This window comes from Bradyrhizobium sp. DOA9, from assembly GCF_000617845.2.
Lineage (GTDB): Bacteria > Pseudomonadota > Alphaproteobacteria > Rhizobiales > Xanthobacteraceae > Bradyrhizobium.
Map to the genome: position 1 here is coordinate 234,801 of NZ_DF820426.1, position 18,217 is coordinate 253,017.

Genomic DNA, 18,217 nt, shown 5'->3' on the forward strand with positions numbered 1-18,217 from the left:
CAAGCTCCTTTTCCCCTGGTTGGGCCCCGGCGCCGTTGCCGCAACGGGAATCTGAGCCCCCTGGCGTTCTACTCAATCGCAGCTGCCTATGTTTGCGCCAGAACGCGCGCGAGCGCGACGTGCGAGCGCTTGCACTTGCCAGCTGGAGATGGGCCGAAAGGCACGATCCATGTCAGCGACAAAGATCATCTGGCACCAGGTTTTCCTGTTCTGCTTGGTTGTGCTTGCGTTTCTCTGGGCATCGACCGAATGGACCGCCTGGCGGCTTCCGTTTCAGCCACGCCTCGGGGCGCCATGGTTCACGGTTGGTGGTTGGCCCGTCTATCAGCCGGCGGCCTTTTTGAGTGGTGGTTCAAGTTTGGTGCCTACGCGCCGCGGACTTTTGTGGAAGGCGGAGCCATCGCCGCAAGCGGCGGCATCGCACATCGCGCTTGCCATGGCGCTTTCGGTCCTGCGCGCCGGCGAGGGGAAGAACGTCACACCTACTGCTTGGCAACGGTGGGCCCATATGCAGGAAGTGAACGGGCAGGGCTCCTGGGTCATGACGGGATCGTGCTCGGCCGCTTTGAAGGCCGTTATCTTCGTCACGACGGGCCAGAGCATGTCCTTTGCTTTGCCCCGACGCGCTCCGGAAACGGTGTTGGCCTCATCATTCCGACCCTGCTCACATCGCCGGCGTCAACGATTATCCACGATATCAAGGGCGAGAACTTCCAATTGACCTCTGGATGGCACTCAATTCGGGACCGTATTGCTGTTCGATCCGACCAATCCGGCGAGCGCCCGCCTACAAACCACTGCTTGAGATCCGCCGCGGCGATTGCGAGGTGAGGGACGCCCAGAACATCGCGATATCCTGGTTGAAAAGGGGCCCTGGAACGCCGCAATCATGGGAAAAGACCAGACACTCCCTTTTGGTCGGTGCCATCCTCCCCGTCCTTTACGCCGAAGCCGACAAGACGCTCGCGGCGTCGCGAACTTTCTGGCGGACCCGTCGCGCCCGATCGAGGCCACCCTCAACGCCATGCTGGCTACGCCTCACCTTGAAACCGGCGTGCATCCTGTCGTCGCCTCCGCGGCGCGCGAGCTTCTCAACAAGAGCGAGAACGAACGATCCGGCGTGCTCTCGACTGCGATGAGCTTCCTTGGTCTTTATCGCGATCCCGTCGTTACGAAAATCACCGCTAGAAGCGATTGGCGCATCCCCGATCTTGTCGACGGCTCGAGCCCGTCTCGCGCTATCTCGTCGTGCCGCCTTCAGACATCGTCCGAACCACGCCCCTGATGCGGCTGATCCTCAACCAGATCGGACGGCGCTTGACCGAAAGCCTCGATCAAGAGCGACGCGGGCAGAGGCTGCTCCTGATGCTGGACGAGTTTGCAGCCCTCGGCCGGCTCGATTTCTTTGAAAGCCAGCTTGCGTTCATGGCGGGCTACGGCATCCGCAGCTTCCTGATCACACAGAGCCCGAACCAGCTCGAACGGGCCTACGGCCCGAACCATGCCATTCTCGACAATTGCCACGTCCGGATTGCCTTTTCCACGAACTACGAGCGCACCGCGAGGCGCGTCTCCGACGCGCTTGGAACCGCAACCGAGCTGCGCGTCATGCAAAACTATGCGGGACACCGCTTGAGCCCTTGACTCGGTCACTTGATGGTCAGCCGGCAGGAGACGTCACGTCCGCTCCTCACGCCTGGCGAAGTCATGCAACTTTCGCCTTCACGAAGGGATCGTCATGATCTCGGGTGTGCATCCGGTGCGGGCGACCAAGATTCACTATTACGAGGATCCGCAGTACCTGCGGCGCGTTATGAAGCCGCTTCGTCCCGCGCCAACCCGTGCCTCTTCTCGTCCAGATGATTGGTCAGCCCACGCCCCCATTCGCCCCTCCGCTGGGCTGATGAGCGGGCGCAAGGGGAGAAGCAATGACACGAGCGGCGGCCTGCGCCGCAAACCTGAGTTGGGTGCGCATAATGAGATTTTGATCAAGGCCCCAGTCAGTGATCACGAGTTCGATCCCAACCTCGACGACTCGGATGCACGCAGTCCAGGCGAGAACACTGATCCAGTCGATGCAGGGCGTTGCGCAAGCGGCCAGCCTTGACCCAGATGAAGATATGGAACTCTGAGCTGCGCAAAATGAAAACGATTCAGCTCAGCGTCTATCTCAAACCGGAGACGCACAAAGCGCTTCAGTCATTCGCACATCAACGCGGAAGGCACAGTCGCTGGTCCTCGAAGCCGCGATAGCCTCCTTCCCTTCCCCTGACGATTCGGACCGGCGGGAAGCGGCCATTGCGAAGCGGCTGGACCGCATCGTGCGGCTCCTGGAGCGCCTCGAGCGCAATGATGGCATCACGCTCGAGACCATCGGCCTGCTCACCTGTTCATCCGCTTCTGGCTGACCTCAACCCCTGCGTTGCCGGAACATTCACGCCCGGCCGCGCGCGCCAAAGGCGGCGAGAGATACGACCGCTTCATTGACGCACTCGGGCGGCGGCTCGCAAGCGGATCCAGCGTCCTCAAGGAGGTCAGCATCCATATGCCCGCTACAAAGGCGTTTGAATAGATCCCCGTGCGGCATAGCTGGGCCTTCAGGCACCCTGAAGCGTTGACAGTAGCTCACGGCAGCCCGATGATCTGAATGAGGTCCTATCTCTCTGTACTTCGGCCGTTTGAAGATCGGCGCGGCGCAGACAGAGCTGCACAGCTGCAGTCAGCCATCCAGCGTTGCGCCAAATGCGGCATACAACTGGTACAGGCTAGGTCTACGGAAGGGGAATGGCTGAAAGACGACGGCAGATTGCCGCGCCTATTGTGACGGTCCGAAGGTCGTCGCCATCACTATCTTTGGCTTTCACGAGGTATTTCTGCGCTGTTCCGGCGAGAAAGACGCGCAATCCTGCGTGATCTACCGCAAATTCAGAGAAAAACGGCGCGTCGGAACACGTACGATTTTCGCTTTAGAGGTGGAGGAGGGGAATTGTCATGAAACGTCGGACATTTTTGAAAGCACTGGGCGCCGCAGCTATAGCAGCACCCCTCCCTATCCGAGCACAGTCAAAGCGCTTCGATGGAATTACCCTAAACGTCAACAGCTATGGAGGAGATTACGATCGTATCATGACCGAGACGATCGCAAGACCACTGGCTGAGCGTACAGGACTAAAAGTAACTTATACTCCAGGCAGTTCGACTGCGGCCGTCGCAAAAATACTCGCAGCTCCCGGCGCTGCTCCGTTCGATATCGTTCTTTGTGACAGCCCTAACATGCCCGACCTGATCAAAGCTCAAGCGATTGATCCGGTCGATGCTGATGCCGTACCAGGCATGAAGAAGCTCCTGCCGAAAATGCGGGAGTTCGGTCAGTTCGGCTTGCCGTATTCAATCGCGTCGATTGTTCTTACCTACAACACCAGCCGCGTCAAGGCGCCACTCTCCTCGTTTGCAGAACTGGCCGAGCCGTCGTTGAAAAATCGCGTCGCTATGCTGAATCTGGAAAACACAGGCGGCATGCTCTATTTCATTGCGATGGCGGAAGCTGGGGGAGGCAGCGTCGACAACGTGGAGCCTGCCTTCGCTGCGCTTTCAAAAGTGAAGCCGAATATCGTCTCGGTCACGCCTGCTACCGTTAGCCTAGTCCAAGTGCTGGAGCAGGAAGAGGCTTGGGCCGCTCCACTTTGGGACGGCAGGATTCATGCTATGCGCAAAGCTGGCCGCCCGATGGCTCTGGTTCGCCCTAAGGAAGGCGTTTACTCCCTGTTGTCCTATGCGAGTCCCGTCAAGGGGACAAAACATCCGGATGCTGTCCGGGCCTATCTGGATCAGGCAGTGTCAGACGAAGCGATCGCAGGGCTAGCGAAGTTTTTTCGATACGGTCCGACCACATCTCTGGATCTAGGTCCAGAAGGACAAGAAGTTATTACGTACGGCGAAGCCGCTGTTGCGCAGATGAAGACCGTCGATTGGACAACGGTTTCCGAACGTCGCGCCGATTGGCTCAATAAGTTCAATCGAGAGATGCGCTAGATCAGCGTCGTCACGGGGCGACTTGAGCGGAAGGTCTCTTTTGAGGACTACAACGAGTGCTGCTAGTAGGCAACCAAACAAATCATCAACGAACTCGTATGTCAGACCGATTAAAGAGGAATTCTCGTCCATCGAGTCAACGGCTCCCCATGCCGGCGTGGCCGCTCCTCATCGCTCCCAGTATCGTATTGCTGCTTGTCTTCTTAGTCGGGCCGGCGCTTGGGTTGATCCGCGCTAGTTTCTTTCATGGGTCCACCCCGTTCAACGGCTCCGGGTTCTCATTCGAACAGTACGCGACGTTTTTTCTTGATTCCTACTATGTCGGAGTGCTTCTCGAGACCATCGGTTATGGCATCGTCGTTGCGCTCATAACTCTGATTATCGGATTTCCCGTCGGATATTCTTTGGCTAGACTGCCCCCCAAGCAAAGGCGCCTTCGGTTACTTTTGGTCATTCTGCCTTTAACTCTGAGCCTCGTAGTCGTCATCTTCGGCTGGATGGTGATTCTGGGACGATCTGGGCTCGTAAACACAATTGGCCTTGCAATAGGCATCATCGACGAACCTCAGCGGCTCCTATTTAATCGAGGAGCTGTTCTCGTGGTGCTCGTCCAGCAATTTCTGCCTTTCATGATCCTTTCCATCATGAGTGTCATCTCTCAAATCGACAGCACCCTTGAACACGCGGCGGCCAACCTGCGCGCGAACAGGTTCACGACCTTTCGGCGGGTTATCATTCCGCTCGCTCTCCCGGGAATTGCCAATGGACTCTCGCTCGTCTTTGCCTTGACGGTTTCCGCGTTCATGACCCCGCGCTTGATCGGCGGCAACCGTGTCCAAATGCTTGGTAGTTTGATCTACGAGCAGATCATGATCGTACTCAATTGGCCGTTCGGATCGGCGAGCGCCATGGTGTTGCTCGTTCTAGTTCTCGCCCTACTGGCTGTCGTTAACGCCTACTTCGCCAAAAAACTAATTCGCAAGAGCAAACCTAATGCGACTTGACGCAGCAGATCGAGCACTCGGAGTAGCAGGTCTGGTGGTCCGCTCGCTCGTTTATTTGATGCTTATCCTTCCGGCAGCCATTGTTGTGGCTGTCTCATTCACGGGTGATGCTAACTTAAGCTTTCCTCCCAACGGATTGTCCTTACGTTGGTACTTCACAGCCATCGCCAGCCAACCGTTCATGAGTGCACTGTGGACAAGCACGCATCTCGCGCTGATCGCGACCTTTTTGGCGCTTCTCATCGGATTTTGCACGGCGTATGCACTCAATCGCTACAAGCTACCCTTTCGTAGTACGCTTCAGAGCATAATCCTTTCGCCTCTCGTCATTCCAGCGGTGGTCCTTGGACTCGCTATTCTGCAATTTCTTTCCTGGCTCCACCTTAACCAATCATATATAGGCCTTCTCGGCGGGCACGTCCTGATCATGCTGCCCTACGTCGTGCGAACCCTGACGACCGGTCTTGAACTCCTGGATCCCAGCCTTGAGCAAGCCGCCTTGAACCTGCGTACGCGGCCTCTTCGGGTTCTGTGGCGTGTTACTATTCCGCTTCTCGCACCAAGCCTGCTGACAGCTGCCGTTTTTGCCTTTGTCACGTCTTTTGGCAACGTGACTCTTTCTGTTTTCTTGGGCTATTCGGGCGCTACGACCCTGCCGGTCCAGATATTCACATACGTCGAAAGCAGCTCAGACCCAACCATCGCTGCTGTTTCCAGCTTGGTCGTCTTTGTCACCATGATTACCCTTTTGATCGTAGATCGCCTCGTGGGAATGGACCGATCGGTATGACCAGTATGACTGAAATCACCAAAGGGATCGAACCTGGCGGGCAAACCAAGGGCGCGTTGCGACAAGAACGCGCCACCATCGTCTCTCTCCAGAATATCAGTAAACTCTACAACGGCGTTGCAGCTGTCGAAACTATCTCGCTCGACGTCGCGAAGGGGGAGCTGATTTGTCTCCTGGGGCCTTCGGGTTGCGGCAAGACGACCACACTTCGAATGGTCGCGGGGTTCATTGAACCGTCGTCAGGCACAATTTTGATCGATGGCCAGGATGTCACGGATGCTCCCCCTTATCGGCGAGACACGGGAATGGTCTTTCAGAGTTATGCTCTGTTCCCGCACTTGACGGTCGAGCAGAATGTCGCCTTCGGCCTTGAAAATATCGGTATGGCGCCAGCCGACCGAAAGCAGCGGGTGGCACAGATGCTCGAGCTCGTCGAGTTACCGCATTTGGCCCGGAGATTCCCGAAGGAGCTCTCTGGAGGACAGCAGCAACGGGTGGCCCTTGCACGTGCGCTGGCAATGAACCCAGCGGTCCTGCTGCTCGATGAGCCATTTTCCAACTTGGATGCTCAACTGCGCATTCGACTGCGCGAAGAGCTCCGGGCACTTATCAAGGGAATCAATATGACGACTCTCTTTGTCACACACGATCAGGAAGAGGCTCTGATGCTCGCCGATCGCGTCGTGGTCATGAACCAAGGCCGAGTCGAACAAATCGGCACGCCCGCCGAAATCTACGAAACGCCAGCTACTCGATTTGTCGCGGGATTCATCGGATGGTGCGCCAGCGTGAATGGCGTTGTGGATGACAACGGCAATTTCACAGCTGGGCCATTCCGATTGTCTTACAAGGGAAAACCGGGACCTAGAACCATCATCATAAGACCAGAGTACGTAAAGCCCGCCAAGGAAGAAGCCGGCGACAGGTTGCAAGCTCGTGTAATCTCCACCGCCTACTGCGGAGCCCTTTGCCGGTTGCGGCTCGATGTCCTAGGCCAAGAGCTGCTTATGGACGCTCATTACCCATTTGGCCGCAGCCCGCGAGAAGGTGAGACGATTGAGGTCCAGCTTGATCTAGACGGATTGAGAGAGGTCCCCGAGAATGCTGGATTGTCTTGAGTCATTCATAGCTCAACTGCACGCCGTCGAAGTATACGCCCTCGGCACGATCTTCTGGAAAGGAAACAAGAGATGACCGTCAGCCCGTTACCCTTTACCACAGACGAGTACAAGGCGCGCCAAACCAGACTTCGCGCTCGTCTCGAAGAACGCGGTGTCGATGCGCTTCTCATCTCCTCTCCAGAGAATATGTTCTACCTCACCGGTTACGATACGACCGGTTTTCACAGCTTTCCCCAAGTGCTCGTTTTCTCGCTTAAGGCGGCACCGACACTGTTCACCCGCCAGTATGAGGTGGAGACAGCGAACAAGAGCTGCTTTAATTTGACTGCCGTGGGGTATAGTGACAATGACGGACCTTCGAAAGCCATCGTGGACTTTCTGGAAATGTCCGGTCTGGCAAGCCAGCGCCTGTCGCTCGAAAAGAATGTGCCTTGGCTTCGCGTTTCCGTTTATGAGGCCCTCAACCAACTGCTGCCCAATGCGAAATGGTTGGACGGGTCGGGTATCATCGAGGAGATCCGCGCTGTCAAATCGGCAGCCGAGCAAGCCTATCTTCGTCAAGCCGGGAGGGCGGCATCGGCCGGAATGCGCGCCGCCATCGGAGCTATTCGCCCGGGCGTGCTGGATTCAGAGATCGCTGCTGCAAGCTATCAGGCGCGCTTGGCTGCGGGCAGTCATCACATACGCACTCCAACCTACATTGTGACCGGTCCACGGTCGGCGTTGGCACATCAAACCTGGAATGGCTCCGCGGTCGGAGAAACGGATATCGTTTTTATGGAACTCGGTGCCAACGTTCGGCACTACTCTGCGGCCAGTATACACAGCGTGCTGGTCGGGCCCGTCGATGACAAGTTGAAGCGGGCAAGCCACGCCGTTCTGGAGGCACGTACGCGCGCTGTCGAGCAAATACGTCCAGGCGTTGCTGCCGAAGAGGTCCACGCCGCTACATGCGCGGCGCTCAAGAAGGCTGGGTTTCTTGAAAACCTGCGCAGCCGTACCGGCTACGGAATTGGCATCGAATTCCTGGTTTGGATCGAAAGCGGAGGCTTGAGCTTATTTACCGGTGACCGGCGCGTGATCATGGAGGGAATGTCATTCCATGTGCTTCCCCACATCGCGCTACCGGGCCTGGGCACCGTTGGGTTTAGTCAAACGGTCATTTGTACAGCAGGTTCTCCGGAGATCATCACGGAAGTGCCTGTTGAGTTGCAGTAGGTCAGAAAATGATATGGACTCTGCTGCACTGATGCGAGACGCAGCCATCAGAAGAGCCCTCGAGCCATTTGACGATGGAAGCTTCTCTGCACTTTTGCGGCGCCATGTTGCTTGCAAGACAGAAAGCCCGGGTATCGCCGACCGTGAATTGATGCGGGACTACCTCACGCAGCAAATCACGCCATTGCTTAGTCGATTGGGCTTTTCGAGCAGTGTATTCGAAAACCCCCTGCAAGATGCCAATCCCTTTTTGATCGCTCAGCGCAGCGAGGATCCCGGGCTGCCTACTGTTCTCATCTACGGTCATGGCGATGTTGTTCGCGGAGACGACGCACTTTGGCGATCGGATCTGTCGCCGTGGGCTCTAACGATAGAAGGTGACCACTGGTACGGACGCGGGAGTGCCGACAACAAAGGGCAGTTCTTGGTCAATCTCACGGCTCTCGAGGCCGCGATTGCCGAAGGTGGCGGTCGCCTCGGCTTCAATGTGAAGATATTATTCGAGACGGGCGAAGAGATTGGCTCACCCGGTTTGCGAGAGATCGCAATTGCACAACGCGAGCTGCTCAAGGCTGACGTTTTTATCGCTTCCGACGGCAACCGTGTCTCAGCAAGCAATCCTACTCTCTTCCTAGGCTCAAGAGGCGAGGTTGAATTTGAAATCGCCCTGAATGCTCGAAGCCGCCCCTATCACTCGGGAAACTGGGGCGGCGTATTGAGCAATCCGGCTACAATTCTCGCGCATGTTATTACAAAGCTCGTTGATGAAAGGGGTCGGATCGTCGTCGAAGGACTTCGACCACCGTCAGTGCCCGAGCACGTGCGCGCGCTTTTAGCTGAAGTGCCGATAGGCGAGGATGACGATGCCCCGTCCATCGACGACGACTGGGGCGAACCAGGACTGACACCTGCTGAGCGCATTTTTGGATGGAATACTATTGAGACCCTAGCGCTCAAAGCAGCGGATGCGGACGCACCCGGAAGCGCAATTCCTGCGAGAGCCAAAGCTATCTGCCAATTGCGCTTCGTTGTCGGAACGAAGGCCTCGGAAGCTAAAGAGATCTTGCTCGAACATCTCGCGCAGAATGGGTTCCACTCCGCGGAGGTCACAATTCGCTCCTACACGCCTGCGACTCGTCTGGATCCTCACAATCCGTGGGCTCTATGGGCAATGAATTCCATCGAGCGCTCAGCAAGGAAAGTGCCCACGCTACTTCCCAATCTCGGCGGAACGCTGCCGAACTATGTCTTCAGCGAACTGCTTGAGCTACCTACACTTTGGATCCCACACTCCTACCCGGCGTGCGCCCAGCATGGGCCAAATGAACACTTGCTAGCATCAGTTGTGAGGGAATCCCTGGCTATAATGGCAGGACTGTGGTGGGACCTTGGACATTTTGAAGACGCCACCAGATGAAGCTCCGGCCGATGCGCGATGTTAAAGCATATGGCATTAAGCTCGAGGGTCTGAATCTTCCAGGTAGACCGCATATCCTTAGATGTGAAGGCATCGAGTGCGTGGCCGATTGCAGCGCAGACCGCGTCGACAGTGCGAGCGGCTGCTTTGTGGAGTATGTGCTTGAGCTTGCCAAAGACCCGCTTGCGTTCAGGTCGGGCGAGTATTTTGGCAGGAGAGCTTGGTGCCGACCGAACGGATGAGCTAGCGGACTGCTTTGCTCCTGTGACTGCCGAGGTTGTCCAAGACGATTATGTCGTCTGGTCGAGACGGTCAGAAGTACTTTCTCGACGCAGATTCGACAGCTCACGCCGTCGATCAGCCCCTCGATGAACCATGGCGCATCGATCCGGTCATTGCGCAGGGCGGCCAGCAAAGTCATGGACTTCCAGCGGCCACGTGGAACACAGCGCGCTTTTGAGCCGCTACAAGAAGAAAGACAAGGTCAGGAGCTGGGGTCTGGCGCTCGCCAAGCGCACCTCGCATCGCAAAGCAACCGTCGCGGTGGCGCGCAAACTGGCCGTCACCATGCACGGATGTGGGTCGACAGCACGTTCTATTGTGGTGATCCGGACGTGCCCCAGGCGGACCTAAAGGCGCGCCACGCGGCCAAGGAGCGCAAGCTTCTGGGCGCCCACGCCTGAGCCTTGCAAGGGCCAATTGGGGAGATTGATCGAGGCCATGACCATCTTGTCTTGAACACGGAGCTCCGCCACGCGCGGATGAGACCTGGTGCAGATCCAGAACGACGGAACGCACGTTATCTTGCTTGTGGCCACGCCCTTTGCGGGGCGCCTGGACCACGCGGGAGTGCCTGTGATGTGGCTCCGTCACACCGATGGAGAGATGCGCCGCGACGACGTCCGCGCTGCCTTGCTGCAGCGATTTTGTGCCGTCGATGAGCGCGCAAGAGTGCACGGCGCACCCGGACTCTCGCTCGTTGCAATGCTGCGTGCCGTTGATGCAAAGACCTTGTCACAGCAGAGAGAGGAAGCGACAAGGGGTGCAGTGATCCGTATCCGTCCGGTGAGGCTTTCAATTACCCATAACTTTGACCACTCGAGCTGATCCGCTGATCGGCGAAATCTTGAATCGAGAGAATCACTTGTGATTCCTTGCTGAGCACCTGATTCGCGAGGGGTGCTCTATGGGGCTAACATTAAGGGATCGATCGGCAAAAGGCTGTTTGCGGTCTTTGGACGGGGGATGTTGGATTGATCGAGAGAGTAGTGGATGTGAGTTTAGGGACGCGCGGCTCGGCGACAGATTCCGCAAACTGCTCACGCAGATTGGAAGCGCCATGGGACAAAGCATTCCGCTCGTTTGCCAGGATTGGGCGAATACGAAGGCAGCCTACCGCTTCTTCTCTAACGACCGGGTCAGCGAAGCGGACATTCTGGCCGGCCATTTCCAATCGACACGTGATCGTGCCGCCGCCACTGAAGATCTCGTTCTTGTGCTGCACGATACAACCGAGTTCAGCTATCAACGCGAGAAGTCAGAAGCAATCGGCATCACCAAGAGCATAAACAGTGGACGGGATAAGGCGGGTCGCCTCAGATCGCACACGCTTTGTGGCATCCTGATGCATTCGAGCCTCGCGGTTACAATCGAGGGGGTGCCGCTGGGGTTGGCGGCCGTTAAGCTCTGGACCCGGAAGAAATTCAAGGGGACGGCAGCGCTTAAAAGGAAGATCAATCCGACCCGGATTCCCATCGAGAAAAAGGAAAGCGTCCGGTGGTTGGAAAATCTGAAGCAGTCTACGCAACTCTTGGATCATCCGGGACGATGCATCCATATTGGTGATCGCGAGAGTGACATCTACGAGCTCTTCTGCGCAGCACAGGAGATCGGAACCCATTTCCTGATCAGGACCTGCGTCGACCGCTTGGCTGGAGATGGGGATCACACCGTCGCCGACGAAATGGACGAGGTCGCCGTCAAAGGGCTCCATCGCATCGAAGTCAGAGATAGCAACGGCGATCCCGACCAAGCCGTTCTTGAGATCAGGTATCGCAAAATTCGCGTTCTGCCGCCGATCGGAAAGCAGAAGCGCTATCCTGCCCTGACCCTGACGGTGATCCAAGCCGAAGAGCGCGGGACGCCGAAAAACAGAAAGAAGATCGATTGGAAGCTGATCACCGACCTGCCCGTTGGTTCCCGCACCGACGTCATTGAGAAGCTCGAATGGTATGGTTTGAGATGGAAGATCGAGGTGTTCCACAAGATCCTCAAATCGGGCTGCAAAGCCGAGGAGTCGAAGCTTAGGACCGCCCAGCGTCTGACCAACCTGATCTCGCTCTTTTGCATCCTGAGTTGGCGGGTCTTCTGGATAACGATGCTCAACCGTTCCGCTCCAGACGCACCACCAACCCTCGCGTTGACTGCGACCGAAATCGGCGTGCTCGATCGCCTCGTCAACGACAAGCCAAGAGCAAGACGGAAAGCGCTCTCCCACTATCTGATCAAGATCGCCCGGCTCGGCGGTTATCTCGCCCGCGCCAGCGATCCGCCGCCTGGCAATACGGTCATGTGGCGCGGGCTGTCACGCCTCACCGACATCGCGCTGGGCGCTATGGTCGGAGGAGAATTTGTGGGTAATTGAAAGCCGGTGAGGGCCGCCTTGTCGAATGAGGCGCATTGTTGAGAACTGTCCCTATGGACAGTGATAGGCGCAGTGCCCAAGTCGAACGGCTTGAGGTGGTGGACACGGGCCGGCGGCGGCGCTGGTCCGAGGACGAGAAGCTCAAGATCGTCCTGGAGAGCTTACAGGCACCGCGCCAGGTCGCGGCAACGGCGCGGCGGTATGGCGTTTCGCGATCATTGCTACTGCGATGGCGACGCTCGTTTCGGCCAGAACCGAAGGGTGCCGCCGATCAACCTGGCTTCGTACCGGCGATGGTGGTCGCGGAATCGGGGTCGACGCCTTGTCCAGCCATGCCGGCCAGCAGCGGCGGGGCGATCGAGATCGAGTTTGCGACCGGAGCTCGGATGCGGATCACGGGCACGGTCGACGCGGCGACGCTGAAGGCCGCGGTCGCGGCACTGGCAGATGGACGCCTCCGGTGATCCCCATTGCGTCGGGCGTGCGGGTGTGGATTGCGACCGGCCACACCGATATGCGCCGCGGCATGAACTCGCTGGGCTTGCTGGTGCAGGAAGCCTTCAAGCGAGACCCGTACGGCGGCGACCTCTATGTGTTCCGTGGCAGGAGCGTAAGCTGATCAAGATCCTTTGGCACGATGGACGGGGCATGTCGCTTTATGCCAAGCGGCTGGAGCGCGTCCGCTTCTTGTGGCCGTCGTCCGCTGATGGCGTGGTGACAATCACCCCAGCCCAGCTTGGCTACCTGCTGGAGGGCATCGACTGGCGGATGCCACAACAGACCTGGCGACCGCAGGCGGCTGGCTGATCGCTGGGATTTGAATCGGTGGTACTATCAGCGGTCCGGACAGAGACCGCGCCTTGTGATTCTCTGGTCGGCGATGGGCGCCGATGATTCTCTTCCCGACGATGTGACCACGCTGCAGGCGATGCTGCGCGCCGAGCGAGCGGCCCGGTTGGCTGCGGAAGCCGAGGCCCAGGCGGGGAGTTTGCTGATCGAGAAGCTCAAGCTCACGATCAAGAAGCTCCGGCACGAGCAGTTCGGACAGTCCTCCGAGCGCAGCGCATTGCTGGACCAGCTCGAGCTACAGCTTGCCGATCTGGAGGAGACCGCGGCGCAAGCTGAGACTGCAGCGCAGATAGCCGCCGAGAAGATTGCGGTGCCATCGTTCGAGCGCCGCAAACCAGCTCGCCGGCCACTGCCGGAGTATTTGCTGCGGGAGCGCCTTGTCTATCCGGTGCCTGCGAGCTGCCCGTGCTGCGGCGACAGCCGGTTGCGCAAGATTGGCGAAGACGTGACCGAGACGCTGGAGCTCGTTCCGCGCCAGTGGAAGGTGATCCAGCACGTGCGCGAGAAGCTCGTCTGCCGGGCCTGCGAAGCGATCACCCAGCCGCCAGCTCCCTCGCATCCGATTGCGCACGGGCGTGCAGGGCCCAAGCTGCTGGCCCATGTCCTGTTCGCCAAGTACGGCCTGCACCTGCCGCTTCATCGGCAAAGCGACGTCGACCAGCGTGAAGGCATCGATCTTGACGTATCGACGCTCGCGGACTGGGTAGGTGCCTCCGCGGCAAGGCTGATGCCTCTGGTCGATGCGATCCGGAGCCACGTCTTCGCAGCCGAGCGCATCCACGCCGATGACACCACGGTGCCGGTCCTGGCCAAGGGCAAGACCCGGACTGGCCGGCTCTGGACCTACGTACGCGACGACCGTCCGTTTGCCGGCCCAGATCCGCCGGCGGCCGTGTTCTTCTACTCGCCCGATCGTGGCGGTGCACATCCGGAGCAGCATCTGGCCGGCTATGCCGGATGATGCAGGCCGATGCCTACGCCGGCTTTGGCAGGCTCTACGAGGCCAATCGCAAGGGCGGCCCGATCATCGAGGCCGCATGCTGGGCGCACGGCAGACGCAAGTTCTTTGACCTCGCGCGGCTTACCAAGGCGCCGATCGCGGTCGAGGCGGTCAAGCGCATTGATGTCCTGTTCGCCATTGAACGCGAGATCAACGGTCTTGCGCCGCAGGAGCGGTTGCGTGTGCGCCAGGAGCGTAGCCGCCCTCTGATCGTCGAGCTGGAGTCGTGGTTGCGCGAGCAGCGCGTCAAGCTCTCCAGGAACAACGACACGACCAAGGCGATCAATTACTGCCTCAGCCGCTGGGACGCATTTAGCCGCTTCCTTGATGACGGACGGCTTTGCATGTCGAACAATGCTGCCGAGCGCGAGCTTCGGGCTGTCGCCGTGGGCAGAAGAAATTGGACCTTCGCCGGATCCGATGAGGGCGGTCGGCGTGCATCTGCGATCTACACCCTCATCGCCACCGCCAAGCTCAACGACATCGATCCACAGGCTTGGCTAGCCGACGTGCTGGCTCGCCTACCGGATCATCCGGCCAAGCGCATTGACGAACTCATGCCCTGGAATTGGCGACCTCAGAACGTCGCCCACGCCGCATAGCGCGATCAGCGCTCCGCCAAAAGCTGCCCAGCCGGGGCCTTCGCCGGATGCGTACAGTGATCCGCAGAAGACGACCGATTAAGAGAGCAAGATAAAATGCAAGAGTTCCAGCGTGACATCGTCGATGGCTGGCGCCGCTGGATGAGTCGATCGAGCATCGATCCTCTGTTCGAGATCGAACGCTCCATCAATGGCAGGAGCCCTGAAGGACTTCTCGAGGTCTGACAGACGCTGAGCCGGCCAATCGTCGAGGCCCTTCAGGTCTATATGCGGGAGCAGCTCGCCAAGGTCCGTCGCGTCAACCTAGACTCATGAGTCTTAGCGCGCTCGCTGTCGCGGGATTCTCAGGACGGTCTCGTTCGGCGGCAGCCTCTCGTTTGGCGCCCGGCCTTAAGGGCGTGGAACGAACATCCAGACCGCCCGCATGTCTGCTCGATTCGGCGCGCAGTCCATTCCTGCGCCAGCACCCCAAAGTAAATGGGCCGAAATGACTGCGTTTGCGCAACCAGTCGACATTTGCCGGACGGAACCGGCCTTCTTTAACCGCCAATCTTGCCGGGAACATCCCGCCCAAGATTCTTCCACCTCATCGCACACCGCGGATTATGCAACCGAACCAACGAACAGTCTCGCCCGCGTCAACCCGGACAGGAGCACGTCCGCAAATATTCTCCGGATAGGGCCGCGTCATTCATACCAGCTCCGTTCCATCATGGATTTTGAACAAAAAGCCCTTCCTGTCCGGAATCTTGATTCCGGTAAAAAACGATAGGCTCTAGGTCCGCAACGCATGTTGCGCATACCTCAGTGCAGACGTTTGTAGAACCATATTTCATTTTGATATTCTCCATCAATGGATGCAACTTCATGCATCACGGCCGCGCGGTCGAAAAGCTGATTTAGCGCCTTTATGCTTTGCACATTCCTCTCGTAAATGCGCGAGACCAGCAACCGAAAGCCGGAACTAGACGCCACTTGAATTAGGTGCGCGAGCATCAGCTTGCCAAGCCCCTTACCTCGGTGGTCTTCATCGATGTACCGCGAGATTTCTGCTACGTCGTGATATTCGCAACGCAATGAGAAAGGGCTCAGAGAACACCAGCCGACGGACACACCAGCGCTATTCTCATATACAAATGCACGATAGCGGCCTTGATGTTCATCAAGCCATTTCATCCGCTTGCGGCGGGTGTCAGGAGCCAGCTGGCTTATGGCATAGAGGCCAGATTTTGCCGCCTGATTATAGATAGCTGCCATTTCTTCAGCATCTGCATAACTTGCATATCGAAACATCGATTACCTGCTCTTCCTGGCCGCAGACCTGCAACGGGTATCGAGACAGGGCGCTCTGGCTTCTACATCCGCTCAAACCTCACTCGGGTCCGTTGTCACCGGCAACCATGCTGCTCCCTTTATTACTCATTAGGAGAACAGCCCAAATCATCCGCTCCCACAACTGCCAGCTCTAGTAGGTCGCGGCGACGACCCGGCATTTGTATCCTAGGTGCTGCTTTTCGGCACCAAGTTAATAGAGAGGGATCCTGATGTCACACTACGTGCGTCCCATGTCCGTGCGCGATCTCGCAGGGGTAACCGCGCTCTACAACTCAGTCTCAGGGATGGGTGAGTCTACGCGAGGGATGAGGCTCTGGACAGAGGAGGAAATGAAGCAGTTTCTTTTTGAATCGATGCCAGCGTACGAATCCTATGTTTGTCTCAAGGGTGAGACGGTGCTCGGCTGGGCTGCGTTCACACGATATCAAGTCCAGGAGAATGTTTTAGGAACAGTCGAGATGTCCGTCTATGTTCACCAGAATGCCCGGCGTAATGGCGTTGGATCGACGCTTTGCCGCTCACTGTTGAGGAGGGCCACCACTCTTCACATCCACAGTGTTTTTTGCCTCGGATTTCGCGAGAGTACCGCTCATTCATTTGCGCAGAAATGCGGATTTACCCTCACAGGATGCTTTCCGAAATTCTTTTCCGAGAACGGGAACGCTCGTGATATCATGCTATACGAACGGCTCATTGACCTGTGAGCCCGGGCTCCGCACCCTTTATCCCCAGCTGAACCGGCAACCAGCGGTCGTAACACTCCAGATTGCGCCCCGGGCGGCACTTGCGGTTTACATTGTTTCGGTGCGTCGGTCCGCTGCGGCAGGACTTTGGCGGCTATTGTACACCACTACGGTTTGAACCCGCCCGGGGCAGAGCAAGAAAACTTCCAGACCGGGCCTGATCCTTCGACGGCGGCTGACCGCGGCAGAACATATCCCTTCGCCGTCTATCAGAGCAAGTTCAGACTAACGCGCTGCTGCACCGGGCTGGATTGCCTCAGTTCTCAGTCCATGATTCGACAGTGTTCGGGGGGCGCGTCTTAGCCTGTCCGGCAGCGTACGGATGACTACAGCTCTACTCGTGCAGCATTTCCACTGACCGGACCAACCTCCTTCGACGGTGATGAGGACGTGGAATGGTAAAGCCATTCCACACTGATCACCGCAATCCGCGGTTCGACGTTTAAAGTCATCGCTCCCAAATTCCACCGTCTCTTCGCGGCAATACGCAACCCGAGGGCCAATCATTGCGAGAGGACGCGTTCTACCCTTCTACTCGTCCGCACGTGAAAGCGATGATGGCGCGGATCGACCCAGCGTGGGGGCAGTGTGGCAATCTATTCATTTCATTCGGAAGCTGAGCTGCGTGGAGCGTGCATGCCTTGCACTGCCCTGGACCAGCCATCGCTACCTTTCTGGAAGATCCATCCTTGTGCTGCTTGCCTTCTTCATTCTCGCGATCCAGCTTTTCGTCACGTTGATCGAATTCAAGCTGACGACACTGGCCGTCTTCGTTCTCATCCCCTTTGGACTGTTTGGCAGGACCGCCTTGGCAGCCGAACGGGTGCTCGACAATCATCTCATCTGGCGTCAAGTTCCTTGCCGTCATTGCCGGAATCGGATCGACGTTGTTCTCCCAGTTCACGACCGGTTTTGGCGCCAACCAGCCCACAATTGGAAACGCAATGGCGCTTGTCCTTGGCGCCCTTGCCCTCCTGGGCCTTGGCATTTTTCGGCTCCGGCGTCGCCAACGGCATCGTCTCGGGAGGCCCGCAGCTCGGTGCCGGCAGTGCGCTTGGAAGGGGCATTGCCGCCGGAGCTGGGCTTGCAGCTGGGACGGCCGGCCTTGCAGGCGGCGCGATTGCGGGCTCGCTTCGTGGCGCGAGCAGCGTTGCATGCGGAGCGGCGGCTGCCAGTCGCTCAGGAACGTCGTCCGGTGCCGAAACAACAGCATCAGGTGCAGCAAGCCCCTTGCGTTCGCTCCAAGCCGGTCTTGGCGGAGGGTCGAGTAACGCGGGCGGTGAAGGAAATTCTCCAGATGCTTCCGGCAGCCCCCCGCCTGGGTCCGCCGAATGAAGCGGGCTCAGACCATTCAGCATCGAGCCTCCGCGACAAGCCAGGCGATCCGATCAGGCGATCACGGAGGAGGCGGTGGGTCGGTCGACCTGTCCCAGAACGATAGCTGAACAATCGTCTTTGAAAC

Annotated in this window: 13 protein-coding genes and 5 pseudogenes; 17 read left to right on the forward strand and 1 reads right to left on the reverse strand. The window is 58.1% G+C overall.

Going from position 1 to position 18,217, the window contains the following annotated elements; all coding sequences use genetic code 11:
* The first annotated feature begins 169 nt into the window (after positions 1–169).
* The 15 genes and pseudogenes from traG (at position 170) to BDOA9_RS39945 (ending at position 14,902) form a co-directional block, all read left to right on the forward strand.
* Positions 170–2,132 (forward strand): annotated as a pseudogene (gene traG, locus BDOA9_RS36530) (IncP-type conjugal transfer protein TraG).
* Positions 2,133–2,142: 10 nt separating this feature from the next.
* Positions 2,143–2,572: pseudogene (locus BDOA9_RS39665) on the forward strand (CopG family transcriptional regulator).
* Positions 2,573–2,991: 419 nt separating this feature from the next.
* Positions 2,992–4,032 (forward strand): extracellular solute-binding protein, encoded by a 1,041-nt coding sequence (locus BDOA9_RS34390; RefSeq protein ID WP_082847970.1) that lies wholly within the window; start codon positions 2,992–2,994, stop codon positions 4,030–4,032.
* A gap of 149 nt (positions 4,033–4,181) precedes the next feature.
* Positions 4,182–5,036 (forward strand): ABC transporter permease, encoded by an 855-nt coding sequence (locus BDOA9_RS34395; RefSeq protein WP_025038491.1) that lies wholly within the window; start codon positions 4,182–4,184, stop codon positions 5,034–5,036.
* On the forward strand, positions 5,026–5,826 hold the full coding sequence (locus tag BDOA9_RS34400) for an ABC transporter permease (RefSeq protein ID WP_025038492.1): 801 nt from the start codon (positions 5,026–5,028) through the stop codon (positions 5,824–5,826). The genes BDOA9_RS34395 and BDOA9_RS34400 overlap by 11 nt, the downstream gene beginning before the upstream one ends.
* Before the next feature lie 5 nt (positions 5,827–5,831).
* Entirely contained in the window at positions 5,832–6,944 is a 1,113-nt protein-coding gene (locus BDOA9_RS34405; RefSeq protein ID WP_082848031.1) for an ABC transporter ATP-binding protein, read from the forward strand.
* 72 nt (positions 6,945–7,016) lie between these two features.
* A complete protein-coding gene (locus BDOA9_RS34410) occupies positions 7,017–8,165 on the forward strand; it encodes a M24 family metallopeptidase (RefSeq protein WP_025038494.1) in 1,149 nt (382 codons plus the stop codon).
* Between the two features lie 13 nt (positions 8,166–8,178).
* Positions 8,179–9,582, forward strand: a complete 1,404-nt coding sequence (locus BDOA9_RS34415; protein ID WP_025038495.1) for a M20 family metallopeptidase — start codon at positions 8,179–8,181, stop codon at positions 9,580–9,582.
* Positions 9,583–10,029: 447 nt separating this feature from the next.
* Positions 10,030–10,265, forward strand: a pseudogene (locus BDOA9_RS39670) (IS110 family transposase); the annotation flags it as partial.
* Between the two features lie 88 nt (positions 10,266–10,353).
* Positions 10,354–10,689, forward strand: coding sequence for a hypothetical protein (locus BDOA9_RS34425; RefSeq protein ID WP_025038497.1), 336 nt, complete (start codon positions 10,354–10,356; stop codon positions 10,687–10,689).
* 79 nt (positions 10,690–10,768) lie between these two features.
* On the forward strand, positions 10,769–12,226 hold the full coding sequence (locus tag BDOA9_RS34430; protein WP_025038498.1) for an IS4 family transposase: 1,458 nt from the start codon (positions 10,769–10,771) through the stop codon (positions 12,224–12,226).
* Between the two features lie 53 nt (positions 12,227–12,279).
* Positions 12,280–12,690, forward strand: coding sequence for an IS66-like element accessory protein TnpA (gene tnpA / locus BDOA9_RS34435; protein ID WP_025038499.1), 411 nt, complete (start codon positions 12,280–12,282; stop codon positions 12,688–12,690).
* A 62-nt stretch (positions 12,691–12,752) separates the two neighbouring features.
* A pseudogene (gene tnpB / locus BDOA9_RS34440) lies at positions 12,753–13,033 on the forward strand (IS66 family insertion sequence element accessory protein TnpB).
* 73 nt (positions 13,034–13,106) lie between these two features.
* A protein-coding gene (gene tnpC / locus BDOA9_RS34445; protein ID WP_152033765.1) for an IS66 family transposase occupies positions 13,107–14,677 on the forward strand; the annotation gives its coding sequence in 2 pieces (ribosomal slippage) (positions 13,107–14,034 and positions 14,034–14,677; 1,572 coding nt in all).
* Between the two features lie 96 nt (positions 14,678–14,773).
* A complete protein-coding gene (locus BDOA9_RS39945; protein ID WP_256375435.1) occupies positions 14,774–14,902 on the forward strand; it encodes a hypothetical protein in 129 nt (42 codons plus the stop codon).
* Between the two features lie 579 nt (positions 14,903–15,481).
* Here BDOA9_RS39945 and BDOA9_RS34450 read toward each other — a convergent pair.
* Positions 15,482–15,970, reverse strand: a complete 489-nt coding sequence (locus tag BDOA9_RS34450) for a GNAT family N-acetyltransferase (protein WP_025038500.1) — start codon at positions 15,968–15,970, stop codon at positions 15,482–15,484.
* A gap of 347 nt (positions 15,971–16,317) precedes the next feature.
* Between BDOA9_RS34450 and BDOA9_RS34455 the strand changes: the two genes are divergently transcribed.
* Together BDOA9_RS34455 and BDOA9_RS37170 are read left to right on the forward strand one after the other, a co-directional pair.
* Positions 16,318–16,716 (forward strand): GNAT family N-acetyltransferase, encoded by a 399-nt coding sequence (locus BDOA9_RS34455; RefSeq protein WP_340162417.1) that lies wholly within the window; start codon positions 16,318–16,320, stop codon positions 16,714–16,716.
* A 724-nt stretch (positions 16,717–17,440) separates the two neighbouring features.
* Positions 17,441–18,200: pseudogene (locus tag BDOA9_RS37170) on the forward strand (type IV secretion system protein); the annotation flags it as partial.
* Positions 18,201–18,217 lie beyond the last annotated feature (17 nt).

Excerpts from the sequence above, each read along its gene's own strand:
- BDOA9_RS34390 (WP_082847970.1), top strand. The coding sequence starts at position 2,992 with ATGAAACGTCGGACATTTTTGAAAGCACTGGGCGCCGCAGCTATAGCA.
- BDOA9_RS34395 (WP_025038491.1), top strand. The coding sequence starts at position 4,182 with ATGCCGGCGTGGCCGCTCCTCATCGCTCCCAGTATCGTATTGCTGCTT.
- BDOA9_RS34400 (WP_025038492.1), top strand. The coding sequence starts at position 5,026 with ATGCGACTTGACGCAGCAGATCGAGCACTCGGAGTAGCAGGTCTGGTG.
- BDOA9_RS34405 (WP_082848031.1), top strand. The coding sequence starts at position 5,832 with ATGACTGAAATCACCAAAGGGATCGAACCTGGCGGGCAAACCAAGGGC.
- BDOA9_RS34410 (WP_025038494.1), top strand. The coding sequence starts at position 7,017 with ATGACCGTCAGCCCGTTACCCTTTACCACAGACGAGTACAAGGCGCGC.
- BDOA9_RS34415 (WP_025038495.1), top strand. The coding sequence starts at position 8,179 with ATGGACTCTGCTGCACTGATGCGAGACGCAGCCATCAGAAGAGCCCTC.
- BDOA9_RS34430 (WP_025038498.1), top strand. The coding sequence starts at position 10,769 with ATGGGGCTAACATTAAGGGATCGATCGGCAAAAGGCTGTTTGCGGTCT.
- tnpA (WP_025038499.1), top strand. The coding sequence starts at position 12,280 with ATGGACAGTGATAGGCGCAGTGCCCAAGTCGAACGGCTTGAGGTGGTG.
- BDOA9_RS39945 (WP_256375435.1), top strand. The coding sequence starts at position 14,774 with ATGCAAGAGTTCCAGCGTGACATCGTCGATGGCTGGCGCCGCTGGATG.
- BDOA9_RS34450 (WP_025038500.1), bottom strand. The coding sequence starts at position 15,970 with ATGTTTCGATATGCAAGTTATGCAGATGCTGAAGAAATGGCAGCTATC.
- BDOA9_RS34455 (WP_340162417.1), top strand. The coding sequence starts at position 16,318 with ATGAGGCTCTGGACAGAGGAGGAAATGAAGCAGTTTCTTTTTGAATCG.